This is a genomic window from Lactobacillus johnsonii, assembly GCF_014058685.1.
Taxonomy (GTDB): Bacteria; Bacillota; Bacilli; order Lactobacillales; family Lactobacillaceae; genus Lactobacillus.
In genome coordinates, this window is record NZ_CP059055.1 from 632436 (window position 1) to 656554 (window position 24119).

Below are 24119 nucleotides of genomic sequence, written 5' to 3' on the forward strand. Positions count from 1 at the left end.
ATGTAATCAACATTTAAATTTAAAAAGCGATAAAAAGAAAAGTAGGTAATCTATTTCTTTTAGTGAGTTAACGGTAGTGGAAAAGTTAGCAGACCCTGGATTATTGAAAGACACTTTTATAATGCTGCTGGCCGAAATCTTTTAAGAGAGTAAGTTTAGCCGTAAGCGGTACGTTATCTAGCCGCTGGAGCATGGTTGTGCTCTAGTCAAGTTGGTCTTTAATTAGACAATTTAGGTGGTACCGCGGAAAAAAGCCTTTCGTCCTGAGTAATTTAGGAGCGAAGGGCTTTTTTTCTTTGCTCCAATCAGGAAATAAAGGGGTATGCAACAGATATAACTACAGAAGTTAATTTTAAGAAGTTTTAGAGTAGAATGGAAAAGTGAGTAAAAAAGAGAGGGGAAGCACAATGGCTGCAATTATTGATTTTAAGCATGTAAATAAGTACTATGGTAAGTTCCATGCTTTAAAGGATATTAATTTGAGTATTGAAGAGGGTCAAGTTGTTTCAATTATCGGCCCGTCTGGTTCTGGTAAGAGTACTTTGATTCGTACAATGAATGGATTAGAGCGAATTAATTCTGGTACTTTGATGGTTACTGGCTATGATTTGGCAGATAAGCATACGGATTTAAATAAAATTCGTAAGAATGTGGGAATGGTTTTCCAACATTTTAACTTATACGACAACCACACTGTGCTTGAAAATATAACTTTAGCTCCTAAGATTGTTTTGCATAGACCAGATAAGGAAAATAATGATATTGCCATGGATCTTCTAAAAAAAGTTGGTCTTGAAGAAAAGGCAAATATGTATCCAAGACAATTGTCTGGTGGACAAAAGCAACGTGTTGCAATTGCTCGTTCATTAGCTATGAGACCAAAGGCAATTTTGTTTGATGAACCAACTAGTGCTCTTGATCCAGAAATGATTCAAGATGTGTTAGATGTTATGAAATACGTAGCAGATCAAGGAATTACAATGGTTGTTGTAACTCACGAAATGGGATTTGCTCGTGAAGTTGGGGACAGATTAATTTTCTTTGATCAAGGTAGAATTTTAGAGGATGAAAAACCAGAAGAATTCTTTGCACATCCTAAGACTGAACGTGCACGTCAATTTTTAAGTAAGGTTATTACTGAAAAGCTAGGTGGCTAAAATGAAAAAATCAACTAAGATTTTTATTTTGCCTCTGGTACTAGCTTTATTAGTTACTTTGACCGGCTGTGCCAAGAAGCAGAAATCAAGTAATGTTTATGATCAGGTTAAAGAGAGTAAGACAATTACTTGGGGAGTTAAGGCTGATACTCGTTTATTTGGTTTAATGAGTATTAAAACTGGAAAAATCGAAGGCTTTGAAGTTGATTTAGCAAAGGCCTTAACTAAGCAAATGTTGGGCAAAGACGCAAAAGCTGAATTTGTACAAACAACTCCCAAAACAAGAATACCGTTATTAAAAAATGGAAATATTGATGCAATTTTAGCAACAATGACTATTACGCCTGATCGAAAAAAACAAGTAACTTTTAGTGAACCATATTTTACTGCTGGACAATCACTACTTGTAAAAGATGATTCTTCAATCAAAAATGTTAGAGACTTGAATGGTAAAACTGCCTTAGCTGTTAAAGGAACAACAGCAGTTGATAATGTTAAGAAGTTTGCGCCTAAAGCAAAAGTTTTGGAATATGATGATTATGGTCAAGCATTTACTGCATTAAAAGCTGGTCAAGGACAAGCAATGACTACCGATAACGGATTACTTGCCGGTATTGCTAGTGAAAATAAAGGTTATAAATTAGTAGGGGGAACTTACACAAGTGAACCTTACGGTATTGCGGTAGAAAAAGGTCAAACTGATTTTGCTGATCATATTAATAAGGCACTAAATGAATTAAAGAAAAATGGAACGTATCATCGTCTATTAGTTAAATGGTTTGACGGTATTCCAGGATTTAATATTAAGGAGGTTGAAAATTCGTGATAGGAATTTTAACAAATCATTGGTCTGAATTCTTATCAGGCTTTTGGAACACAATTTTATGTAGTGTAATTGCCCTATTCTTTAGTTTGATCCTTGGGGTAGGTTTTGCTTTGTTAGAAGTTGCACCAAATAAGTTTGGTAGAGCAGTAGCACATGTCTACATTGAAATTTTCCGTAACATTCCTTTGTTAGTTATTACAATGATCTTTTATCTGGTTGTACCTCAAATTTGGTTCAAGGTATCTGGATTTGCAGCAGGTACAATTGGATTAACATTATATACTTCAGCATTTATTGCAGAAACAGTTAGAGCGGGAATTAACTCAGTTGGTGATGGTCAAATGGAAGGTGCCCGCTCAAATGGGATGACTTATACGCAAGCTATGCGGTATGTTATCTTGCCACAAGCTTTAAAGATTGTCATTCCGCCATTAGGTAACCAGTTCATTAACTTAATTAAGAACTCATCTGTTTTAGCCTTTGTAGCAGGTTTTGATTTGATGTATCAAGCAGACGTAATTGCATTCTCATCATTTGAAACAATCAATACTTATGTTGTTGTAGGGTTATTTTACTTAGTACTAACCCTCCCATTAAGTTACTACATGCGTCACTTAGAAAAGAAATTAGCCTAGGAAGGAGAAAAAGATGGAAAACTTTATTCATGCATATTCTTGGATTAACATTCGCTTTCTCTTACAAGGTTTGTGGGTGACCATATATGTATCTTTGATCTCAATTGCTTTAAGTTTTGTATTAGGACTAGTATTTGGTTTTATCCGTTACGTGAAAATTAAATATCTTTCAGCAATTGTTGGATTTGTAATTGATATTATTAGAAACCTACCGCTATTGTTAATTATCTTCTTTACGTATTTTGGATTACCAGAATTAGGGATTATTACCAATCCAACGGTTGCTTCTATTATTGCCTTGGTAGTATTTGAAGGGGCAATGCTAGCTGAAATTGTGAGAAGTGGGATTGCTGCTGTTGATCCAGGCCAAATGGAAGGTGCTCGGTCAAACGGTATGACATATATGCAGGCAATGTATCATGTAATTATTCCGCAAGCCCTCAATAAGATGATTCCATCACTTTTATCACAATTTGTTTCATTAGTTAAGGATACGTCTTTAGCAACAATTATTGTTTTGCCGGAATTATTATTCCATGCACAAATTATTTATAGTCAAAATACTACTTACTTAATTCCAATGTATGTAATTATTGCGATTATGTACTTCATTGTTTGTTTCTCACTTTCAATGGTTGCTAAGCATTTACAAAGTAAATATTAAAAAATTAAACCACATGAAAAAATTCATGTGGTTTTTATTATGCCGTTTGAGTAGCAATAATTGTATATTTAACCGAATTGGTAAAAAAATGAACTGGTTTGGTATTTTTTGTATTTTTATTTTAAAGAAAGGAATAAAATACAGGTATAAATATATAAGAAAAAATAAAATGTGAGGAAATTAATTATGAAAAATTGGGGTTTAACAGCCATGTACATTGTCGTAATGTTACTAGGCTTCTTTGAATTGTATCGTACCTTCAGATTTTATAAGTGGGATAAAAAGGCAAAACAACTTGCAACTGCACCTTATGTAATATACTTTGGAACCTTCATTAGTGCAGTATTGATTATCGTACCAGTCATGTTCTTGTTAGGGGATACGAATCCTTATATTCCACACTTTTTATATGTTATTCTAGGAATTATTTTAATTATCGTATCACTTTTAATGTACTGGCGTGGACATCAAATGGCTAAAAAGTTGGGCAAGGATGATAGTAATTTAGCCGTTTGGCAAATTTATTTAATTAGTACAGTAATTCTATTTAGTGGATTTGTAAATTTCTTTAAGTAAATTATCTAGTAAAAAGAGCAACTACACATGAAAATATATGTGAAGTTGCTCTTTATTTACTATATTTTAATTGCTAAAGCTTCATATGGCTTTAACTCAAGTGTTGAAGAAAGAGTAACAATCTCTTCATCATAATTTTGAATTAAAATTTCACCGTCACGATCTATATATTCCGTAGGAACTTCAACCTTTGTTTCTTTGCCATAGAAGTTAGCAAAGACTAATAATTTTTCGTCAGAGTTATCTAAGTGGCGTTCATATGCCATAACCTGGGGATGATCCATCAAAAGTGGCTTAATGTGACCAGCTGAAATTAATTCTTCGCTTTTTCTAAGTTTAATTAACTTTTGGTAAAAATTAAATATTTCTCCTTCACGTAATTCCTTTTCAACATTCACCTTGTCTTGGTCAGTTGGCATCAGCCAAGGCTTACTTTCACTAAAACCAGCATATTTAGAATTATCCCAATGCATTGGGACTCTTGAATTATCACGAGCTTTTGATTGAACGATTTCAAAAGCTTCTTTTTCATGCATCCCTTTAGCAATGAGTGCATCATATGCATTTAGTGCCTCAATATCAACATAATCTTTCATCGAAGTATAGTGTGGATCCATCATACCGATTTCTTCACCCATGTAGATATAAGGTGTTCCGCGCAGTAGGTGAAGAGCGAGAGCTAACACTTCAGCAGATTTGTCATGATATTTACCGATATCGCCAAACCGATTTAAAGCCCAAGGTTGATCATGATTGTTCCAAAATAGAGCTTGCCAACCGCCACCTTGGTCAATTTTGCTGTTCCAAGTAAGCATAATGTCTTTTAATTTTTTGAAATCAAAAGGCATCTTTGACCACTTTTCTCCATTTTTGTAGTCAACTTTGAGATGGTGGAAAGTAAATACCATTGAGAGTTCATGATCTTGGGGACGAGTATAAGCAATTGAATTTTCAATTGTAGTAGAGGACATTTCTCCAACAGTGACAGACTCTGGATCTTGACCAAAGGACTTAGCGTTTAATTCTTTTAGATATTGCTGCACTACTGGAGTATCAGTATAGAGTGATTTTTCTTGGACTGGATCAGTTGAATCAACTAGGACAGTATCTTTTCCTGTTACATTAATTACGTCAAAGCGGAAACCGTGAACACCTTTACTGCGCCAAAAGTTTACTACATCAATTAAGGCAGCGCGAACCTCTGGATTGTGCCAGTCAAGATCTGCTTGAGTTGGATCATAAAGGTGGAGGTAGTAATAATCTGTGTCACCAAATTTTGACCAGGCAGGGCCACCAAATTTAGATTGCCAATTGTTAGGCAACTTTCCATCTTTACCTTTTCTGAGATAGAAGAATTTTTGATATTTTTTATCACCAGCAAGAGCCTTTTTGAACCATTCATGTTCAGTAGAACAGTGGTTTAAGACCATATCAAGCATGACATTAACATTTATATCTTTTAGTTTAGCCACTAATTCTTCAAAGTCGGCCATAGTTCCAAAGCGAGGATCAATTTTTTTATAATTGGCGATGTCATAGCCGTTATCATTTTGCGGGGAAACAAAAAAAGGATTGAACCAAATAAAGTCTACGTTTAGCTTCTTAATATAGTCAATTTTTTGGATAATTCCACGTAAATCACCGATGCCATCATTATTTGAGTCATAAAAAGATTTTGGATAAATTTGGTAAATTACTTTATTGCCTAAATTATTCATTGATATAGTACCTTTCTAAAACTTAATCTTTTTTCTACGAGCAAAATCAATAAATTTGAACTTATCGGGTCTGTGATAAGACAAAGTTAATTGAAATTTAGTTGTATTAGCTAAGTAATTACGGCTTGCAACTAAAACTGCAAGATCATTGTCGAGTTGAAGTAAGTCTTGAATTCTTTTATCAACTTTGCAGACAGAAATTTCTTTTGTTGCGTATGAAATATCTAATTTTTGTTTATTTTCTAAATAGTCATAGATAGAAGTCTCAGCAGCTTCCTGTGGAAGAGAATTAACTGGAGGGGAGAGTAAATAGTCACAATCCAATACATCTGCCTGCCCACCTATTAAACGTAATCGTTCAAGATGAAAACCGATGCTATTTTCTTCTTCAGGAAAATACTTTATAAATTGCGCTGGTAATTTATCTTCTTTTTGTAGAAGTAATACTTTTGTCTCAGCTTTTAATCCTAATTGGTTATTCAATTCCGCAAAACTAGTAATTCCGGAAATTGGAAAAGTATAACGATCTAAATTCAATACAATTGAACCTTTTCCTCTAATTTTTTGGATCAGTCCTAGGTCAGTTAAGCTGTTAAGAGCTTTTCGAATTGTCTCACGAGAAGCGCCATATAAATCCATTAATTGATGTTCACTTGGGAGATAGTCGCCAGGCTGATATTGTTGATGTTTGATTTTATCAACTAAGTCTTGGGCGATTACTCCAACTTTAGATTGAGCCATAAAAATCCTCCTTTGTCTTTAATTATATACACTTGATTAGACAAGTAAAGAAAAATATTTTTAACTATAAAATATTGATTTAAAAGAAAAGTAAGCTTTTTCATAAAAATATATTGACAACTTGTACAGACAAGTATAATATTGAAATCAAGATAAATGAAAGCGGATACTTTCAAAGAGGAGAATGAAATTATGGTACAAGATACTACTAATTTATTAGCTCCAGCAACTGGAGCGGTTATTGCTTTGGCTAAAACTTCCGATCCAATCTTTTCACAGGGAACAATGGGGGATGGGTTTGGATTAACTCCAACTATTGGAAAGGTTGTAGCACCTGTTTCAGGGAAAATCAGTATGGTTGCTGACACTAAACATGCTGTTGGTATCGTAACTGAAGAAGGACTAGAAGTGTTAGTTCATATGGGTGTGGACACCGTTGGCTTAAAGGGAGCTCCATTTACCATTAAGATTGAAAATAGTCAGGAAGTTAAGGCTGGCCAAGAAATTGCTGAAATGAACTTAGATGAAATTAAAGCCAAAGGATTAGATACAACAATTATGGTTTTAATTACTAATTCAGCAGATAAGCTTTCAGGACTAGATGTAACTGAAGGTGAAGCAAAAGCTGGTGAAGTAGTAGCAACTGCATACTTGAAAGAAGCAGGAGCTGAGGATACTTCAAGCAAAAAGTTATCTTATCCAGAATTAGCTACCTTTATTATTAAAAATGTTGGAGGTAAGGATAATGTTAATAATGTGATTCACTGTATTACACGTTTGCGTTTTTACTTAAAGGATGAAAGTAAAGCAAATGATGAAGCTTTGAAAAATCAGCGTGGAATTTTAGATGTAATGCATGCTTCGGGTCAATATCAAGTGGTAATCGGTAATGAGGTTACTAATGTTTTTGATAAAGTAGTTAAACAATTAGGACCGTTAGATAGTGAAGCAGCACCAGCTGCAGAAGATGATGGTAAAAATCCAGTTTCAAGAGCTTTTGGTAATCTAATTGGCTTTATTACTGGTTCAATGAGTCCAATTATTGGGGTAATTGCTGCAGCTGGTATTATTAAGGGTATATTAGCCCTCCTAACTCTTCCTCAATTAGGGAGTTTGCTTAGTGTAAAGAGTACAGCTTATATTACAACTAGTGCAATCGCTGATTCCGCATTCTTCTTCCTACCAATTTTAGTAGGATATTGTGCAGCTAAAAGATTAAATTCTGATCCAATTATTGCCGCAGTTATTGGTGGTGTGCTTGTTTATCCGCAATTAGTTGATTGGGGTAAAGCTTTCAAGACCATGTTTGAAATTGGCGGAATTAAGTTTGAGTTTTTGAACTACACGTACTCAATTTTCCCAATGATTTTAGCTGCATGGCTTGCTAAAAAATGTGAAGATTGGCTTAAAAAGTGGCTACCATCATACTTACAAATGATTTTTATTCCATTAATTACTGTTCTAGTTGTATCAGCATTAACTTTGATGGTAACTGGTCCAATTATTCAAGGTGTTGCCAACGGTATTGCTGTCTTCATTAACTGGTTAGTTCATGCATCTGGCTGGGTTGGCGGATTCATTATTGGTGGTTTCTACCAAGTATTGGTTATCTTTGGTCTTCACTGGGGTGTTGTGCCACTTGTTGCTCAACAAATTGCTGGAACTGGTGAAAGTGCATTAAACGCAATTATTTGTTCATCAATGATTGCCCAAGGTGCTGCAGTATTAGCTGTTGCTATTAAGTCTAAGAAAGAAGACTTAAAGGAATTAGGTTTTGCTTCAACAATTTCTGCAATGTGCGGTGTAACAGAACCAGCCGTTTATGGTATTAGTTTAAGATATAAGAAAGTATTTATTTCTGGATGTATCGGTTCTGCCTTTGGTGGATTAGTTACTGGCTTAATGCACGGAACAATGTATGGCTTTACTGGTGGTTTGATTGGATTCTCATCATTCTTCAATCCAAAACATCCAACTGATTTATCTAGTTTCTACACATTCTTAATTGCTAGTGCTGTAACTATTGTAGTTTCATTTATTGTAACTTGGGTATGGGGCTACAATGACAAGATGGTACAAGGTGCTAAGGTAGCAAAGAAGAAGAGGCCAGGTAGTAAGTAATATAATAGAAAAAATTATGGCCATTATTTGATCTTAGAAGGGGCAATTAGTAGATTTGATAACCAAATTAAGTTGATAAAATTGATAAAACAGCGTTGATAATTCAGCGCTGTTTTTTTGAATTCAATAGTTGAAAATATTAAATCTTATTAATATAATTAATAATAATTTAATTGTGTCGTAGATTGGGGGAAAGGCTATGATCTTTGAAAAGCTTTTTTCTAAAGAAAATAAAAAAGATGAGATTGTTAGGGTAAAAATAAGTGACGAAGAATTCAACGAATTGAAAATAAAATTAAGTAGCGGGGATGTAACAGTTGAACAAGGAGAACGTTTTGCAGTTAACTTTATAGGTAAACGGCACTACTTACCTATTGTTCAATTGGAAAATGGAAAGTTACAGCTTAAGCAGAGAATTAATTTAATTGATAATGGTGAAGCGCATCTTAAAGTCTTTGTACCAGCAGATGTAACTTTAGATAGGCTTGATGTTCAAACTAATAGTGGTGATATTGAAATTGTTGATACCAAAGTGGAAAAAGCATATCTTAAATCGACTGAGGGAAGAGTTAGAGTAAGACGTGTTGCAATTGCTGAATCTCTTCTAGAATCGACAGATGGTAATGTAACCGTGAGAAACAGCGATTTAGCTGATGGGAAGCTTGCTACATATGATGGAGAAATTAAAGTCTCAGGATCTACCTTATCTCAAATTTCATTGAATGTTACCGATGGAGACATGAATTTAACTGACGTAACTATTGATGGTGGAAGTGCAAACTTAAAGGCTGGTAATTTCACCTTAGATCATGCTGTCTTTAAGAGCGATTATGAGATTAATAATATTGAAGGGAATAATACTGTCTGGAGTGCAAATTTAAAGTACGCCCGTGTCAGGACAGCTAATGGACTAAATAATATTTCATTTGATCCGCAACCATCTGGAGTGATCTTAACAATGACAACAGTAGATGGAGATAATGTGGTGGAATAGGAGAAGAATGGTGAAAAGAGAGAAATCTAAGCAGAAAAATTTAGGAATTTATAGTAGCTTGAAATCAGTTATTATTAATACAGTCTCATTCTTTGTAATGAGTTCTATAGTAGTGGGAATTTCTAATTGGAGTGAATCTCAAAGCTTAATACTGAAAACGTCAGAATATCTTGGATTAATAGGTGGAAGTCTGATTGCTGGAATTATAATGAGTTTCTTTTTTGGTGAAAAATAACCCCGTGGAAAACCACGAGGTTATTTTTATTTGACTGTACTTAAAACTGAGCGAATTTTCGTAGTAAGCATATCGATAGCAACATCATTTTCTCCACCTTCTGGAACAATGATATCAGCATAACGCTTAGTTGGTTCAATGAACTGATTATACATTGGCTTAACTGTTGCTAAGTATTGATTAATTACTGATTTTACAGAACGGCCACGTTCTTGTGTATCACGCTCTAATCTTCTGATAAAACGAATATCATCATCAGTATCTACAAATACTTTAATACTCATTAAATCACGTAAATTCTCTTCGCCTAAAACTAGAATACCTTCTAAGATAATAATATCAGCCGGTTCAGTGTGAATTGTCTTTTCACTTCTTGTATGAGCGGTAAAGTCATAAACTGGCATTTCAACTGCCTTATAGTCCATTAATTGACGTAATTGTTCAACAAGAAGGGGCATGTCAAAGGCATCAGGATGGTCGTAGTTGATTTTTTTACGGTCTGCCATTGATAAGTTGTCGTTGTTCTTGTAGTAAGAATCTTGCGTCATAATTAAGATATGGTCGTCTTGTTGTAATTGGTCATAAATTTCATGAGCGATGGTTGTTTTACCACTACCAGAACCACCAGCAATTCCAATGATAATAGGGCGTTTACTTTGCACAATAAAATCTCCTTTTTTAAACTATTACAATAATACCTTAAAATTATGCGCTATGATAGCTTTCTGAGCAATAATCTTGACAAATATGTTTTTTATAGTGATATATTTTGGAACTAGTTAAAAATAAATACCTTGTTCACTATTAATATTTATAAAATTAATTCTCTTTCAAAAATATCTATATTTACTAGTAGTGCATTATAGAAAAAGAATACCAAATCAGTCATCCAATTGACCAATTTGGTATTTTTTGGCTTTTTAGATAGTAAAAGATGGTAATATTTAAGACATAAAAATGTTATTAATTGTTTTAGAGGAGAGAATAACAATGAAAGAAATTAAAAAAGAAAATATCGTTAAGAAAGTTACTTTAACTGAAGAAGAAATGAATGAAGTTACTGGTGGAGCTAGAGTAAATGGTTTTGTTAATGGAAATTGGAATAAAGGTATATTTTACTGGACACGCAACATTTGGAAATAAAAATGTTGTTAGTTTATAGCTTTTTAATGCTTATTTCTGGAGTAACCGATTTATGGATATTTTTTAGAGTTTCTCAAATTGCAGCTAGTAAAAAAAATATTTTGATTCTCGGTGGAGTGTTATTATTACTTCCTATTGTATGTGTAGGCATTGTTCAACTAGCTACTTTTTTAGAAATTTTATTTTTTATATTTTATTTTAGAAAAAGTAAAGAAAAAGACGTGGCTGTTGGATCAATTTTGATTGTGGGAGTTGTAGATTCTATAATAGATATATTAAATAGCATTTTAATGGAACTTTTGCATATTGAGGATATAATTTATCTTGATTTATTGGTCCAAATTAGCATTATAATTCTTGCAGTTTTTATTATTGAAACATTATATAAGTTTCTTTACTCATATTTAATGAGTGAAAATCACAATGTGTTTATAGGACTATTGATCTATCTATATGTTTCCACTACTTTAACAATGATTTTTTATGCGCAAACTAAGAAGGTTACATCATTAAGTATATTTTTTACAATTTTTGTATTAATTCAAATAGTTTTTGCTATAGCGACTTACGTGGAACTAATAAATATTCAAAAGCATCTTTTGAAAAAGTCCCAACAAGACAAACTAATAAAAGAGCAAAAACAACTTCAAGAATACACGCGATACTTAGAAGAGAGCGAAGATGAACTGCGTGCTTTTCGCCATGATTATCGAAATATGTTTAATTCATTAAAAATCAGTGCACAAGAGGGAGATACGAAGGAACTAATTCAAAAACTAGACGAATATACTAAGACTAATTTAAATGCCAAAGCATTTGAAAAGTATAGAAATGTTAATCACATTAAAGTAAAATCTTTGAAAAGCATTATTATTGCTAAGTTAACAGAAATGTATGGATCAAAAATCCCATATAATTTCGAATGTAGAGATGATATTACTAAAATCCCTAACAATATTAATGAATTGGATTTAGTTAGAATTATTGGCATCAGTTGTGATAATGCAATTGAAGAAAGTAAAGCATTATTGAAACAGAATAAAAAAGCTCATATTGAAATTATGATTAGTTCAAATGAGGATGGCGAATTTGAATATGAAATTCAGAATAAAAGAAGAGATTCAGAAATTTCACTTAAACAAATCCAGCAACGTGGTTATTCAACGAAGAAAAGTCACTCTGGCATGGGTTTAGCCAATATTAATAGTATTAAGAATAAATATGAAAATATGACGATTTCTTATGAGATACCGAAGGGATACTTTGATTTCTATCTCGTAATTGAACCAGAGGAGCTAATTAACAGTTAATGAAAATATAGAAATTTATAGAAGAAATAGAAAAAAGCTTATTTAGAAATGAAGTGCCATAGAAAAGTTAGACATTTATAAAATTTTAAAGATTTGATAATACACGATTTCTGTATTTTACAGGAGTCGTGTATTTTAATTTGTTTGATCTTCTAACATTGTTAAACCAATAAATATAATCTTTCAGAATTTCCTTCATCTCTTCTAAACTTCCAATCTTAAGTCGATTCAGTTTTTCTCTCTTCATTAAATTAAATATCGTTTCTCCTGGTGCATTATCATGACAATTTCCTTTTCGGGACATGCTTTGGATTATATTCATTTTCTTTAGTCGAGCCTGATAGCCTGGATTCTGATATTGAAAGCCTTGATCTGAATGAAGGATAGGAGCAGCTCCTGGTGGAAGATTATCTGCTAGTTCATCTAGCATATTATAAATAGTTTTCATTTCAGGAGAATAACTTACTGCACAAGCTAGAATCTCCAAAGAAGCCTCATCTACTACAGGAGAAATATAAACTTTCTTGCCGCTAGTTAGTTTATATTCAGTTACATCGGTATGAAGAACTTTATAGGGGATTGTTTCATCAAAAGTTTGATTTAGGATATTTGGTGCTTTCTTTCCTACATTACCCTTATACGAACTATATTTACCAGTATTTTTATGATAAATTGTTGTTTTTATTCCTAAACTTCTCATTAACTTACGTACTGTTTCTAGAGAAAGTTTAAATCCTTCATCTCTTAACGCTCCCCACATAGGACGATAACCATATGTTTCTTGTCCTTCATAGCCATAATAGATTTCTTGAATCTTCTCTTTTACTAAAGCATACTTATCAGCTTGATTAATTCTATTTTTTACATTGTCATAGTAAGTCTTTCTATTTAATTTGAGCACTTTAAATAAGACCTTAAGTTTAATTTGATGGTGTTTTGCCCGAATATCCTGTATTAATTGTGTTTTTTGTTTGTTGGATAACGTGGATATCGGGCAGCCACTTTTTTTAAGACAAGATTTTCCACTCTAAGTCTTTCTAATTCAGCTTCCTGCTTAAGAATTTTTTCTTCATACTTTTGCTTTTCACTAAGTTCTAACTTTTTAGTTGTCTTCTTACTCTTTTTAGGCACTTTCCTAGGCCGACCTTTCTGTTTAGGCAGCAGCCCAGCATATCCTTCTTCATTGAACTTTTTAGCCCAATTGTATACTTGAGAATCACTAATATTAAACTTAGCCGCTACCTTTGAAACTCCAATAGAATGTGTTAAATAGTAGCGTACCACATTTAGCCTAAAGTCAGAAGAATAAGTAGTTTTAGTATGTTTAACAGATAAGGCAGCTAAACCTTGACACTTAGCCTTATCAATCCATCTACGAATAAGAGTCCAATGAATATTATATCGTTTAGCTAAACCTTTTATTGAATCTTCATGATTTAAATATTTGGAAACAATTTCAATTTTTAATTCAGTCGAATATTTGGTCATAAAAAAATACCTCATAATTATTAGATTTTATGTCTAACAATTATGAGGCACTTCAAAAGTTAAACATGGAAAATAAGCTTTAATTTAATATTTACTTGTTTTGCTTTCCTTCCTTAGATAAACTTATGTTTGTATTTAAGGAGGTGAAGAAATGATTAAAACACAAGTAGTTAAGCTAAAAGTTAATAAAACAATGCAAAAGCATCTTGATAATTTGTGCGACTATCGTAGGTATTGCTGGAACAAAGGATTAGAAACTTGGCAATTAATGTATGAAGCTCATACATTAAATAAAAAAGATAATCCTAGCCCTAATGAACGCAGGGTCCGTGATGAATTAGTAGCTAAGAAAGAAGATTGGCAGTATGAATTATCTGCACGTTGTCTTCAATTAGTGGTTAAAGATTTGGCTAATGCTTGGAAGAACTTCTTTGATAAGGCTCAATCTGATTGGGGTAAGCCTAGTTTCAAATCAAAGAAAGCCCCTAGACAAAGCTTTAAAACTGATCGAGCTAAGATTGTTAATGGCAAGCTTCGACTTGATAAACCTAGAAGTGTCTCAAAAGAAGATTGGTTTGATTTGTCTAGTTATGGGGCCTTAAAGATGAGTGAAGTTAAAGTAGTAAGTATCTTCAAAGAAAAAAACGCTTATTATGCGGCTCTTCCCTATGAAGAAAAGATTGAATATAAATCTAAAACTCATCAAAAGACAGCAGTTGATGTCAATGTCGGTCACTTTAATTACACAGATGGACAAATCAATGTTTTGCCTGTTAAACTGCAAAAACTATATAAACGTATCAAGCATTATCAAAGGATGCTAGCCCGTAAAAGAGAAATTAATGGGAAATCAGCTATTAAATCAAATAATTACTCTGCAGTGAGAACCAAACTGCAAAGAGATTATCGCAAGGTAGCTAATATTCAAAATGATCTTTTACAGAAGTTTACTACTAAGCTTGTAGATAATTACGACCAAATCGTAATTGAAGACTTAGCAGTCAAAGACATGATGATGACGCACGTAGCTTCAAAAGGTATGCAGAGGTCTTTATTTAGTAAGTTTAGACAGATATTAACTTATAAGTGTGATTGGTATGGCAAAGAATTAATCTTAGCTGATAAAACATATCCATCAACACAAAGATGCGCTAAATGCGGATACGTCAAAACGGGTGATGAAAAAATTACTTTGCAAGGCAATCAAAAGCATGGCACCAAACATAATGAGTATATCTGTTATAAGTGTGATTACAGTAATGATCGAGATGAAAATGCAGTTTTAAACCTTTTAGCTTTAGCAAGATAAAAAAATAAAAACAAAGGGGCTGGCTAGGCCCTAAAGCTGTGAGAGCTAGTCAATGTGATTACTCCTAAATGGAATATCAGAATACTAATGAAGACAACAGTAAATAAAACAAAGAAAGGGAAAATATATCTTTCTGATATGTAGAAAATACATATTCTTCTACATATTTCCATGTTTTATATAGCAGTGAAAAAATATTGAAATATCCAGTAATTATTTGTGATGATGATAGAACACTAGCAAATAATTTAGCAAACAATGTGAAATACGCAGCTGAGAATTTAGTGGAAGACAATACAGCTTATGAAAATGTGGAGATTAGTGTAGAGCAAGTTGCCACTACCTTTGAGCAAGTCGTAAGTTATGTAGTGGCTAAGGATATTCAAAATGCAATTTACTTCTTAGATATTGAATTAAGTCAAAATTCTGAAGCTAAGAATGGAGTAGATTTAGCAGAATTCATCAAAAAACAAGATCCGAATGCTCAGATTATTTTTGTTACTGCTTATGATAAATATGCCCCCTTAACTTATCGAAGACGAATTGGTGCAATTGATTATATTAATAAAGCACTAGACCAAAATGATATGATGAAGCGTCTAGAAGAAACAATTACTGGGGCGATTCAAAGTATTAACAATCTTACAAAGTCTGGAAGAAAAGAGCTTGTTTATAAAGTAGGCCGCAGGATAAATAAGGTAGAAGATACTAATATCTATTATCTTGAAAATAGCCCTACACAACATAAAGTTACGTTAATAACTGAAACTGGTTCAGCCGAATTTAGAAGTAATATTTCAAAAATTAGTGATGAAAATGACTTTCTTGTTAAAGTATCTCAATCTTGCGTAGTCAATCCAAATAATATTGATAGCATTGATTTTTCGAAAAAGACAATAACATTTCCTAATGGTGACGAAGTAATATTTGCTCGTAGTTGTAGAAAAAATGTCAAAAATTTACTAAGTAAATATCCAGAAATTAACGTTAAATAAAAGGTAAGACTTATGTTATTCAAATATAAATCTGTTTATGTACCTCAAGTAGATGAGATGGATTGCGGAGTTGCTTGTTTAGCGATGATCTTAAAACAATATCATTCTCGTATATCTTTAGCTCATTTACGTCATGAAGCGCGTACTAATCTTGAAGGAACAACTGCTTTAGGGTTAGTTAAAACAGCCCAGAAATTTAATTTAAAAACAGAAGCCGTAAAGGCAGATATGTCTTTATTTAATGATGACGGTATTCAGTATCCTTTTATTGCTCACGTACTTAAACAGGGAGAATTGCTTCACTATTATGTGGTGCTAAAAAATACTAAAAATTATTTATTAATTGCCGATCCAGATCCTTCAGTTGGTGTGATAAAAATGCCTAAAGATAGGTTCGCTCAAGAATGGACAGGGATTGCACTCTTTATGGTTCCCAATGAAAACTTTGAACCAATTAAAGAAAAGAAGAATAACCTATGGTCTCTCTTTCCATATATGTTTAAACAAAAGCGGCTAATGATTAATATCATTCTAGCCGCTTTATTAATGACCATAATTAGTATCTGTAGTTCATATTTTGTTCAAGGAATAATTGATACTTATATTCCAAGTGGTACTTATCAGACTTTATCAATCTTAGCAGTCGGATTGTTAATTGCTTATGTCTTTAATTCTATCTTCTCCTATGGACAGAATTTTTTGCTAAATGTTTTAGGACAAAGATTAAGTATTGATTTAAATCTTCAATATATTAGACATATTTTTGAATTACCGATGGAATTTTTTGTAACAAGAAGAACGGGTGAAATTACTTCACGTTTTTCTGATGCAAGTAGAATTATTGATGCTTTGGCAAGTACGGTTATCTCGCTTTTCTTAGATCTATCAATTGTAATCGTAATGGGATTAGTATTAGCGGCTCAGAGTATGACTTTGTTTGGAATCACATTATTGGCTTTACCTATTTATGCAGTTGTAATTCTAGGTTTTACTAAAAAGTTTGAAAAATTAAATAATGAGCAAATGGAAAGTAATGCTGTTTTGAGTTCTTCAGTTATTGAAGACATTCAAGGAATTGAAACAATTAAAGCATTAAATAGTGAGAATACAAGGTATAGAAGAATCGATAGTCAGTTTGTAGATTACTTAAAAAAATCTTTTAAATACAGCAAAACTGAGAGCTTGCAGACAGCACTCAAGACATTTATTCAATTATCTCTTAATGTAATTATTCTTTGGGTTGGTGCAAAAGTTGTAATGCAAGGACAATTGAGCATTGGTCAGTTGATGACTTTTAATGCGTTGCTGGCATATTTTATTGATCCACTGCAAAATATTATTAATCTGCAACCGCGACTTCAATCAGCTAGTGTTGCTCAAAATCGATTGAATGAGGTCTATCAAGTAAAAAGTGAATTCAATCAGAAGACTGCTATTGAAGATTGTAAGCTCCTAGAAGGAAATATTGAATATAAGAATGTGGATTATCGCTATGGTTATGGTGCAGATGTCTTAAAAGATATTAATCTAAAAATTAACCAGGGCGAAAAATTAACGATTGTTGGAATGAGTGGATCTGGAAAATCAACAATGGTTAAGTTGTTAGTAGATTTCTTTTCGCCAAGTAAGGGTCAAGTCATTTTAAATGGCCATGCAACAAGTGAGATTAATAAGCATAGCTTGCGATCATATGTGAATTATGTACCTCAAACCCCATATATCTTTTCTGGAACAGTTAGAGAGAATTTGTTGTTAGGTTGTAGGCCAGATATCACTGAAGAAGATGTAATAGAGGCTTGTCAGATTGCTGAGATTGACCAAGAAATAGCTAATCTACCTTTGCAATTTGAAACAAAATTAGATGAAAATGCAAAAATTCTATCTGGTGGACAAAAACAAAGGTTAACAATTGCTCGGGCATTATTATCTCCTGCAAAGGTATTTATCTTTGATGAAGTAACAAGTGGCTTAGATACAATTACTGAGAAGAGAGTAATTGATAATTTGATGAAGCTCAAAGATAAGACAATTATTTTTATCGCACACCGTCTGGCAATTGCGGAACGAGCAGATAAGGTTGTTGTAATTGATCGTGGCCAGATAGTTGAAGAAGGCAGTCACAGCGAATTGATGAATATGCATGGCTTTTATTATGACTTAGTGAAGGGATAGGTGAGTACAGATGGATGCAAAGAATTATGAAAGTACCGAATTCTATTCCTATAAGTATAGAAATTTTTCGACTATGATTATTATTCCAGCAGCTATTTTTGTCTTACTTTTATTTGTTGGATCTTTTTTTGCAGTTAGGCAGAATACAGTCTCTTCGGTTGGCGTTGTTGAACCAACGGTTGTAATTAAGCGGAAAAATGTTAACTATGATGAGGGACAAGTCGTTACGAAATATGGTCAAAAGTGGGTAGCTCATGTTGATCAAGGTGGTGGGATTAGTTTAATGCCTGTTATGAAACCTAAAAGCAAAGTAAAAATTGTAACTTATGTGACAAGTGATAAAATCTCGACTATTAAAAAGGGACAGTCGTTAACCTTTTCTGTACCTACTGGAGATGGCTTAACTAGACACTTGACTGGTAAGGTAAAGGAAATTGGAGTCTATCCTGTGAACATGAATAAACAAAATATGTACGAAATTATTTCGACTGCAAAAGTTAATGATGAGAATATTAAATATGGGATGCAGGGGAATGTGACGATAATGACCGGTAGGAGTACGTATTTAAAATATCTTTTGGATAAGGTAAGGAATAATAAGTAAAAAATACTAATTTAGTTAATAAAAGTAATTTTAGACACAAATAGAACAATATTGGTCAATTTTATATCTTAAGATGATAACTTTAGTAAGCTATGCATATAAATAAAATTTTAGGAGGTTTCTATCATGAAACAATTTAATTATTTATCACATAAAGATTTAGCAGTCGTTGTTGGTGGAAGAAATAATTGGCAAACAAATGTGGGAGGAGCAGTGGGATCAGCTATGATTGGGGCTACAGTTGGTGGTACAATTTGTGGACCTGCATGTGCTGTAGCTGGTGCCCATTATCTTCCTATTTTATGGACAGGGGTTACAGCTGCAACAGGTGGTTTTGGCAAGATAAGAAAGTAGGATTTTGACAATGAAATTAAATGACAAAGAATTATCAAAGATTGTTGGTGGAAATCGATGGGGAGATACTGTTTTATCAGCTGCTAGTGGCGCAGGAACTGGTATTAAAGCATGTAAAAGTTTTGGCCCATGGGGAATGGCAATTTGTGGTGTAGGAGGTGCAGCAATAGGAGGTTATTTTGGCTATACTCATAATTAAACTATAGTCAATTAAAGTAAAACAGTGATGATTTGATATTTAGCACTGCATTACTTTATTCATAGATTCATTAGTAGGTAGTTTAAATGACTAAACATTATAAAATTATTGGTCTAAGGATATTGTCATGGGTAATTACGATTACTGGATTGATAATATTTATCGGAAATGTTCATGAGTATGGCTTACATTTTACTTATAATCAAGTATTGGCAATAATTATTGTGATTTTACTTTTAGTTACTACTATGTATTTTTCAGTTACACCCAAATTATTGAAATGGAATGAAAAATATGAGCTTGTATGGTGGTTATGCTATTTATGTGCTCCTATATATCTCTTTTTAACTAATTTATATAATTCAACAGATCTTGGTTATACTATCAAGTTTTGGCTTTTCTTTGGTGGAGGAGCAGCTTTAATAATCATAAGTAAGTATATTTTGAAAAACAAAAAATAAAGTCTAAATAATTTATCTATTTCAATCGTATATAAATAAAAATTAGAATACCAAATTGGTCTGTAAAACGACTAATTTGGTATTTTTTATCTTATGAAATTTTGAACCTGATAAAATTTTTAATAAGGTAAAAAAGAGAGCGTGATAAAAATGGAAATAATTAAAAATAATGAAAAGATAGCATCAAATAAAGAAAAATGGATAACACTAATTCTAGCTGCTGCTTTTGGATATTCAATGAATAAATTTTTTTCGCTGATTGTAAAATTAAATTGAACACTTGATAAAAAATAAAAAGTCCATTCGGACCTGTTTGATAGAATGTTAATAACCACAAAAACTTTCTATTGGAGGTCAAAATGGACTCTTTACATTCTACCATGAACCAGCACGTTAAAGGCAAGCATTTATCATTTGAAGAGCGAGTTATTATTCAATTGCGTTTGAAAGATGGCTATTCTTTGCGTGCAATTGCCCGTGAACTTAACTGTTCTCCTTCTACTATCAGCTATGAGGTTAAGCGTGGCACTGTAAAACTGTATCATGGTAAAGTCAAAAAATATAAGGCTACTCAAGGGCATGATGCATATAAAGCTCATCGTAAAAATTGTGGGCGCAAATCAGACTTTCTCAGGAAAGCTCAATTCATGCGCTATGTCCACAAGCATTTTTTTAAAGATGGCTGGTCGCTTGATGTGTGCAGTAATCGTGCTACTGCTGTTGGCGAATTCGCTAGCAGCGATGTTGTCTGCACCAAAACTCTTTATAATTACGTTGATCAAGGCTTATTAGGAATTTATAATTACGACTTGCCAGAGAAGCTTAAACGCAATACTAAGCTTCATCGTATTCGCAAAAATAAGAAAAAACTTGGCAGAAGCATTGAAGAACGTCCTAAAGAGATCAATAAACGTAATGAATTCGGTCATTGGGAATGCGATTTAGTTCTCGGACATAAGAGCAAAGATGATGAGGTACTGCTAACCTTATCTGAGCGTATGAGTCGTGAGTTTTTAATTCTTCGTATTCCTGACAAGACTTCTGTCAGTGTCATGCAGGCCTTTAAAGAACTCCAAAGGCAATACAGCGAACATTGGAATGATATTTTTAAAACCATTACCACTGATAATGGCTCAGAGTTTGCAGATCTTTCCAACCTAGAAAAAGTATCCAATACACTGGTTTACTATGCCCATCCTTACACTTCTTGTGATAAGGGAACAGTTGAAAGACACAATGGTCTTATTCGCAGATTCATTCCTAAGGGAGAAGCAATAGCTAACTATTCTTTACAAGACATCATTAATATTGAAACCTGGTGCAATTCTTTGCCAAGAAAGATACTGGCCTATCATACACCAGATGAAATCTTTGAAAGAGAATTAGATCTAATCTATCAAGCAGCTTAACTAAAAGTGTTCAATTTATTATTGCAATTTGCGAGTTTTTATCTTTGATGAAGTAACCAGTGGTTTAGACACAATTACAGAAAAAAGAGTAGTTGACAATCTTATGAAATTAAAAGATAAAACAATTATTTTTATTGCACACCGTTTAGCTATTGCAGAACGTGCAGATAAGGTCGTTGTAATTGACCATGGAAAGATTGTTGAAGAAGGAAGTCATGAAGAGCTTATGGAGCAACATGGTTTTTATTATGACTTAGTAAAGGGATAGGTGAGTATAAATGGACGCAAAAGACTATGAAAGTACAGAATTCTATTCCTATAAATTCAAAAATTTTTCGACAATGATTATTATTCCAGCGGCTATTCTTGTCTTCCTTGTATTTATTGGTTCCTTTTTTGCCATGAGACAGAGTACAGTTTCTTCAGTCGGAGTTATTGAGCCAGTGAGTGTGATTAAACAAAAAGCTGCTAATTATGATGAAGGACAAATTGTCACAAAACATGGGCAAAAATGGGTAGCTCATATTGATCAAGATGATGCAGTAAATTTGATGCCCATGATAGCAGCCAAGAAAAAGGTGAAGATAATCACTTATGTACCAAGTAATAAGGTTTCGACTATTAAAAAAGGACAAACGATAAACTTTTCTGTCCCAACAGGAGATGGCTTGACCAGTAGATTAATTGGTAAAGTGAGAGAAATTGGCGTTTATCCAGTAAATATAAATAAGCAGAGTGGCTATGAGATCATTTCGACTGCGAAAATTAATGATGAGAATGTTAAGTATGGGATGCAGGGAAATGCGACAATTGTCACGGGTAGTAGCACTTATTTTGAATACTTTTTAGATAAGGTATTGAATAAGAGATGAATTTGGTCAGAGAATGCAAAATTAGTATTAAAGCCTACAAGTTTAATCCATTTTAACATTACATTATAGCTATTTAATATTATAGATATTGAAGGTTAGCAAAAAGCTAATCCAAAGTTTATATTATAATTTAAGGAGAATTATATATTATGAGTAAATTTCAACAATTAACACCAGAAGATTTGATGGAAACTAAGGGTGGTAAAATTTATCATGCAACCCCTTGGCAAATTTGTAACTCTAAGACCCATAAATGTTGGGCTGATAATGCAGCTATTGCTAGAACGTGTGGTAGAGTTATTGTAAACGGTTGGCTTCAACATGGTCCTTGGGGAGCAAGATAGTTTTTCATTTTTAAGTAATAGCTACATAAATACTCCATGATAGTTATCATGGAGTATTTATGTAAAATTTTTTAGTAAACTACAGTAATAATTATAAGAGATGAGGAAAATTATGAAAATAAATGACTCTAGTCTTAAAGAAATACTTATAAAAGCAAAGAACCAATCGGATGTAGTAACTGATTTAAAAGCTCAGGAGCTAATAGAAGGAGCTCTTGAAAAATTAGATAAGAAAACAAACGTGAAAAGAGTAATTTTTAATCTAAAGCAAGATATTAATATGTATTCTGTAGCGCATGGATTTAAACTACCAGAAACTCTGACAAAGTTACAGCTTTTATTAGATAAAGATCCTGATAAATGGGCTGGTGCTGGAGAAACTTTGTCACTGACTAATTTTTAGAAAAATACTTTTATTAATTTAAATAAATAACAAAATTAAGGAGTGCTAAGGAGTACTCTACAGGCCTATAGGGGGGAGATAAAGATGGATAATACACAGCAAAAAATAAAAAAGCTTCAATTAATCATTAATATCTTCTTTGCCATATGGTGTATATATTATGAAGGTAAAAATATCTTTAAAAACTGGAATATTTGGAATCCGGTTTTTATTTTAAGTGGATTGGTAATAGCAGCTATTCTATTTATTTTAAGATCAAGAGGACCAATCTTAGCTAATATTTCAAAATTAGTTGACATAATCTTTTTGCCATTTAGTTTTATTTATCTTTTTAATTTTGTCTGTGTGGCTCTTGGGGATTATCTTAATTCTAATTTTTTCTTTGATTTATTATATGTAATTGCGCCATTATTTATTTTTATTCCGGTAGTAAAAGTAGATTATGAAAATATTCAATCTAATTTAGGACGAATACTTTCTATCCAAATTATTTGCGAAATTTTTGTATTAACTAATTATAAGGTCGATTCTAATAAGATTTTAGATAATGTTAACCGTAGTCAAATTATCTTCTCTATATTTTTAGTATTATTTCCCTATCTTGTTTTAAAGGGATGGGGCTATCATTTTTACCTGGGCTTAAAACTAAACAATCAATTTCAGTGGAAAGTATTTATTCCCATTCTACTTTTTGGCTTCTATATGGTTTTCTTCAATGCCTTTTTAACAACCAATCCTAAATCAATTGGAGAATTGATTTGGAAATGGAATTTTGAATGGTTGAATCCAGCAGAATCACAGTATTTTGGTAGTTCACTAGAAGTATTCTTAAATGCTGCGGATGCTGGTATTACCGAGGAAGTTTGGCGATATCTTACAATTGTTATTCTTTTAGTAATGCTTAAAAATAATAAACATAAGATATCTTTGACGATTCTAATTAGTAGCTTACTGTTTGGATTACTTCATTTTAATCAGCTGCTATCACCAGATAGAAATTTAACCGATGTAATTATTCAATCGCTGGGAGCAGTTGGATTAGGTATCTTTTTAGGAAGCTTATTTCTATACTCAGGGCAGATCTGGCTCAATGTTCTATTTCACTTCTTATTTGATTTAGTTGTGTTTTCGCTTACTCCACTTAGCTTTGTAGGGAGCGGCATTTTAACTATCTTTAATTCACCAGCTTTAGCTCACGTTATAATAACTTCGGGATTATTTATACTTGTTAGCGTAATTTTAATAACGGGAAAAAGAAGAAAATGTGTTGAAAATAATATTGAGAGATTAATAATGCACGAAAATTAAGTACCAAATTGGTCATAAAAAAGACTGATTTGGTCTTTTTTATCTTTAGTGAGTTTTTGAATGATAGAATTATAAACAAGG

Annotated in this window: 26 protein-coding genes, 1 pseudogene and 1 other annotated feature; of the genes and pseudogenes, 23 read left to right on the forward strand and 4 right to left on the reverse strand. The window is 32.7% G+C overall.

Features of this window, described 5'->3' with window-relative positions:
• Window positions 1–20 precede the first annotated feature (20 nt).
• Window positions 21–269: a binding site (T-box leader), on the forward strand.
• Window positions 270–407: 138 nt separating this feature from the next.
• The 5 genes from H0I41_RS02905 (at window position 408) to H0I41_RS02925 (ending at window position 3858) form a co-directional block, all read left to right on the forward strand.
• Window positions 408–1157 carry an amino acid ABC transporter ATP-binding protein gene (locus H0I41_RS02905; RefSeq protein WP_004896903.1) on the forward strand — a complete coding sequence of 250 codons (750 nt, stop codon included), beginning with the start codon at window positions 408–410 and terminating at the stop codon, window positions 1155–1157.
• A gap of 1 nt (window position 1158) precedes the next feature.
• Window positions 1159–1983, forward strand: coding sequence for a transporter substrate-binding domain-containing protein (locus H0I41_RS02910; RefSeq protein ID WP_004896904.1), 825 nt, complete (start codon window positions 1159–1161; stop codon window positions 1981–1983).
• Entirely contained in the window at window positions 1980–2618 is a 639-nt protein-coding gene (locus H0I41_RS02915; protein ID WP_004896905.1) for an amino acid ABC transporter permease, read from the forward strand. Before H0I41_RS02910 ends, H0I41_RS02915 begins: the two co-directional genes overlap by 4 nt.
• 13 nt (window positions 2619–2631) lie before the next feature.
• Complete coding sequence (locus H0I41_RS02920; protein WP_014567237.1) at window positions 2632–3282, forward strand: amino acid ABC transporter permease; 651 nt, start codon at window positions 2632–2634, stop codon at window positions 3280–3282.
• A 186-nt stretch (window positions 3283–3468) separates the two neighbouring features.
• Window positions 3469–3858 carry a hypothetical protein gene (locus H0I41_RS02925; RefSeq protein ID WP_014567238.1) on the forward strand — a complete coding sequence of 130 codons (390 nt, stop codon included), beginning with the start codon at window positions 3469–3471 and terminating at the stop codon, window positions 3856–3858.
• Window positions 3859–3917: 59 nt separating this feature from the next.
• On the opposite strand, the gene treC is transcribed toward H0I41_RS02925, so the two are convergent.
• Entirely contained in the window at window positions 3918–5576 is a 1659-nt protein-coding gene (gene treC / locus H0I41_RS02930; protein WP_135014734.1) for an alpha,alpha-phosphotrehalase, read from the reverse strand.
• A 15-nt stretch (window positions 5577–5591) separates the two neighbouring features.
• Complete coding sequence (gene treR / locus H0I41_RS02935) at window positions 5592–6317, reverse strand: trehalose operon repressor (RefSeq protein ID WP_135014736.1); 726 nt, start codon at window positions 6315–6317, stop codon at window positions 5592–5594.
• Window positions 6318–6509: 192 nt separating this feature from the next.
• On the opposite strand from treR, the gene H0I41_RS02940 reads away from it, so the two are divergent.
• From H0I41_RS02940 to H0I41_RS02950, 3 genes are all read left to right on the forward strand, one after another.
• Window positions 6510–8438: a PTS sugar transporter subunit IIABC gene (locus H0I41_RS02940; RefSeq protein WP_135014738.1), complete on the forward strand. Its 1929-nt coding sequence runs from the start codon at window positions 6510–6512 to the stop codon at window positions 8436–8438.
• A gap of 199 nt (window positions 8439–8637) precedes the next feature.
• The gene (locus H0I41_RS02945; protein ID WP_086874727.1) at window positions 8638–9432 is read left to right on the forward strand and encodes a DUF4097 family beta strand repeat-containing protein; all 795 of its coding nucleotides are present in this window, start codon (window positions 8638–8640) and stop codon (window positions 9430–9432) included.
• 7 nt (window positions 9433–9439) lie between these two features.
• Window positions 9440–9667: a hypothetical protein gene (locus H0I41_RS02950; protein WP_023599378.1), complete on the forward strand. Its 228-nt coding sequence runs from the start codon at window positions 9440–9442 to the stop codon at window positions 9665–9667.
• A 26-nt stretch (window positions 9668–9693) separates the two neighbouring features.
• Here the strand turns inward: H0I41_RS02950 and udk are convergent, their stop codons facing one another.
• Window positions 9694–10329 carry a uridine kinase gene (udk, locus tag H0I41_RS02955; protein WP_172399350.1) on the reverse strand — a complete coding sequence of 212 codons (636 nt, stop codon included), beginning with the start codon at window positions 10327–10329 and terminating at the stop codon, window positions 9694–9696.
• A gap of 328 nt (window positions 10330–10657) precedes the next feature.
• On the opposite strand from udk, the gene H0I41_RS02960 reads away from it, so the two are divergent.
• Window positions 10658–10810: a hypothetical protein gene (locus H0I41_RS02960; RefSeq protein ID WP_023599380.1), complete on the forward strand. Its 153-nt coding sequence runs from the start codon at window positions 10658–10660 to the stop codon at window positions 10808–10810.
• Between the two features lie 2 nt (window positions 10811–10812).
• Window positions 10813–12120 carry a sensor histidine kinase gene (locus H0I41_RS02965; protein WP_135014740.1) on the forward strand — a complete coding sequence of 436 codons (1308 nt, stop codon included), beginning with the start codon at window positions 10813–10815 and terminating at the stop codon, window positions 12118–12120.
• Between the two features lie 85 nt (window positions 12121–12205).
• Here H0I41_RS02965 and H0I41_RS02970 read toward each other — a convergent pair.
• A protein-coding gene (locus H0I41_RS02970; protein WP_135014791.1) for an IS3-like element IS1223 family transposase occupies window positions 12206–13608 on the reverse strand; the annotation gives its coding sequence in 2 pieces (ribosomal slippage) (window positions 12206–13134 and window positions 13134–13608; 1404 coding nt in all).
• Between the two features lie 151 nt (window positions 13609–13759).
• On the opposite strand from H0I41_RS02970, the gene H0I41_RS02975 reads away from it, so the two are divergent.
• The 13 genes and pseudogenes from H0I41_RS02975 (at window position 13760) to H0I41_RS03035 (ending at window position 24038) form a co-directional block, all read left to right on the forward strand.
• Window positions 13760–14917, forward strand: a complete 1158-nt coding sequence (locus H0I41_RS02975) for an RNA-guided endonuclease InsQ/TnpB family protein (protein WP_011161707.1) — start codon at window positions 13760–13762, stop codon at window positions 14915–14917.
• A gap of 197 nt (window positions 14918–15114) precedes the next feature.
• Window positions 15115–15912 (forward strand): LytR/AlgR family response regulator transcription factor, encoded by a 798-nt coding sequence (locus tag H0I41_RS02980; protein ID WP_011161708.1) that lies wholly within the window; start codon window positions 15115–15117, stop codon window positions 15910–15912.
• Between the two features lie 12 nt (window positions 15913–15924).
• Window positions 15925–18084 (forward strand): peptide cleavage/export ABC transporter, encoded by a 2160-nt coding sequence (locus tag H0I41_RS02985; RefSeq protein WP_011161709.1) that lies wholly within the window; start codon window positions 15925–15927, stop codon window positions 18082–18084.
• 10 nt (window positions 18085–18094) lie between these two features.
• Window positions 18095–18688 carry an HlyD family secretion protein gene (locus H0I41_RS02990; protein ID WP_011161710.1) on the forward strand — a complete coding sequence of 198 codons (594 nt, stop codon included), beginning with the start codon at window positions 18095–18097 and terminating at the stop codon, window positions 18686–18688.
• A 126-nt stretch (window positions 18689–18814) separates the two neighbouring features.
• Complete coding sequence (locus tag H0I41_RS02995) at window positions 18815–19042, forward strand: bacteriocin class II family protein (RefSeq protein ID WP_014567249.1); 228 nt, start codon at window positions 18815–18817, stop codon at window positions 19040–19042.
• 10 nt (window positions 19043–19052) lie between these two features.
• Entirely contained in the window at window positions 19053–19241 is a 189-nt protein-coding gene (locus H0I41_RS03000; protein ID WP_011161712.1) for a Blp family class II bacteriocin, read from the forward strand.
• Window positions 19242–19327: 86 nt separating this feature from the next.
• On the forward strand, window positions 19328–19702 hold the full coding sequence (locus tag H0I41_RS03005; protein WP_011161713.1) for a LacI family bacteriocin immunity protein: 375 nt from the start codon (window positions 19328–19330) through the stop codon (window positions 19700–19702).
• Window positions 19703–20061: 359 nt separating this feature from the next.
• Window positions 20062–21111 (forward strand): IS30-like element ISLjo1 family transposase, encoded by a 1050-nt coding sequence (locus tag H0I41_RS03010; RefSeq protein ID WP_011161461.1) that lies wholly within the window; start codon window positions 20062–20064, stop codon window positions 21109–21111.
• Between the two features lie 31 nt (window positions 21112–21142).
• A pseudogene (locus H0I41_RS03015) lies at window positions 21143–21379 on the forward strand (peptide ABC transporter ATP-binding protein); the annotation flags it as partial.
• A 10-nt stretch (window positions 21380–21389) separates the two neighbouring features.
• The gene (locus tag H0I41_RS03020; protein WP_053107135.1) at window positions 21390–21983 is read left to right on the forward strand and encodes a hypothetical protein; all 594 of its coding nucleotides are present in this window, start codon (window positions 21390–21392) and stop codon (window positions 21981–21983) included.
• A gap of 149 nt (window positions 21984–22132) precedes the next feature.
• Window positions 22133–22327, forward strand: coding sequence for a leucocin A/sakacin P family class II bacteriocin (locus tag H0I41_RS03025; protein WP_011161718.1), 195 nt, complete (start codon window positions 22133–22135; stop codon window positions 22325–22327).
• A gap of 112 nt (window positions 22328–22439) precedes the next feature.
• Window positions 22440–22730 carry a bacteriocin immunity protein gene (locus H0I41_RS03030; protein ID WP_011161719.1) on the forward strand — a complete coding sequence of 97 codons (291 nt, stop codon included), beginning with the start codon at window positions 22440–22442 and terminating at the stop codon, window positions 22728–22730.
• A gap of 84 nt (window positions 22731–22814) precedes the next feature.
• Window positions 22815–24038 carry a CPBP family intramembrane glutamic endopeptidase gene (locus H0I41_RS03035; RefSeq protein ID WP_135014111.1) on the forward strand — a complete coding sequence of 408 codons (1224 nt, stop codon included), beginning with the start codon at window positions 22815–22817 and terminating at the stop codon, window positions 24036–24038.
• The last annotated feature ends 81 nt before the right edge of the window (window positions 24039–24119 follow it).

What these genes read in the sequence shown, in the direction of transcription:
- H0I41_RS02905 (WP_004896903.1), top strand. Translation starts at nt 408, where the DNA reads ATGGCTGCAATTATTGATTTTAAGCATGTAAATAAGTACTATGGTAAG.
- H0I41_RS02995 (WP_014567249.1), top strand. Translation starts at nt 18,815, where the DNA reads ATGAAACAATTTAATTATTTATCACATAAAGATTTAGCAGTCGTTGTT.
- H0I41_RS02910 (WP_004896904.1), top strand. Translation starts at nt 1,159, where the DNA reads ATGAAAAAATCAACTAAGATTTTTATTTTGCCTCTGGTACTAGCTTTA.
- H0I41_RS02985 (WP_011161709.1), top strand. Translation starts at nt 15,925, where the DNA reads ATGTTATTCAAATATAAATCTGTTTATGTACCTCAAGTAGATGAGATG.
- H0I41_RS02990 (WP_011161710.1), top strand. Translation starts at nt 18,095, where the DNA reads ATGGATGCAAAGAATTATGAAAGTACCGAATTCTATTCCTATAAGTAT.
- H0I41_RS03005 (WP_011161713.1), top strand. Translation starts at nt 19,328, where the DNA reads ATGACTAAACATTATAAAATTATTGGTCTAAGGATATTGTCATGGGTA.
- H0I41_RS02965 (WP_135014740.1), top strand. Translation starts at nt 10,813, where the DNA reads ATGTTGTTAGTTTATAGCTTTTTAATGCTTATTTCTGGAGTAACCGAT.
- H0I41_RS02960 (WP_023599380.1), top strand. Translation starts at nt 10,658, where the DNA reads ATGAAAGAAATTAAAAAAGAAAATATCGTTAAGAAAGTTACTTTAACT.
- H0I41_RS02975 (WP_011161707.1), top strand. Translation starts at nt 13,760, where the DNA reads ATGATTAAAACACAAGTAGTTAAGCTAAAAGTTAATAAAACAATGCAA.
- treR (WP_135014736.1), bottom strand. Translation starts at nt 6,317, where the DNA reads ATGGCTCAATCTAAAGTTGGAGTAATCGCCCAAGACTTAGTTGATAAA.
- H0I41_RS02920 (WP_014567237.1), top strand. Translation starts at nt 2,632, where the DNA reads ATGGAAAACTTTATTCATGCATATTCTTGGATTAACATTCGCTTTCTC.
- H0I41_RS02950 (WP_023599378.1), top strand. Translation starts at nt 9,440, where the DNA reads ATGGTGAAAAGAGAGAAATCTAAGCAGAAAAATTTAGGAATTTATAGT.
- H0I41_RS03025 (WP_011161718.1), top strand. Translation starts at nt 22,133, where the DNA reads ATGAGTAAATTTCAACAATTAACACCAGAAGATTTGATGGAAACTAAG.
- H0I41_RS02925 (WP_014567238.1), top strand. Translation starts at nt 3,469, where the DNA reads ATGAAAAATTGGGGTTTAACAGCCATGTACATTGTCGTAATGTTACTA.
- H0I41_RS03035 (WP_135014111.1), top strand. Translation starts at nt 22,815, where the DNA reads ATGGATAATACACAGCAAAAAATAAAAAAGCTTCAATTAATCATTAAT.
- H0I41_RS03010 (WP_011161461.1), top strand. Translation starts at nt 20,062, where the DNA reads ATGGACTCTTTACATTCTACCATGAACCAGCACGTTAAAGGCAAGCAT.
- treC (WP_135014734.1), bottom strand. Translation starts at nt 5,576, where the DNA reads ATGAATAATTTAGGCAATAAAGTAATTTACCAAATTTATCCAAAATCT.
- H0I41_RS02945 (WP_086874727.1), top strand. Translation starts at nt 8,638, where the DNA reads ATGATCTTTGAAAAGCTTTTTTCTAAAGAAAATAAAAAAGATGAGATT.
- H0I41_RS02940 (WP_135014738.1), top strand. Translation starts at nt 6,510, where the DNA reads ATGGTACAAGATACTACTAATTTATTAGCTCCAGCAACTGGAGCGGTT.
- H0I41_RS03000 (WP_011161712.1), top strand. Translation starts at nt 19,053, where the DNA reads ATGAAATTAAATGACAAAGAATTATCAAAGATTGTTGGTGGAAATCGA.
- H0I41_RS03030 (WP_011161719.1), top strand. Translation starts at nt 22,440, where the DNA reads ATGAAAATAAATGACTCTAGTCTTAAAGAAATACTTATAAAAGCAAAG.
- H0I41_RS03020 (WP_053107135.1), top strand. Translation starts at nt 21,390, where the DNA reads ATGGACGCAAAAGACTATGAAAGTACAGAATTCTATTCCTATAAATTC.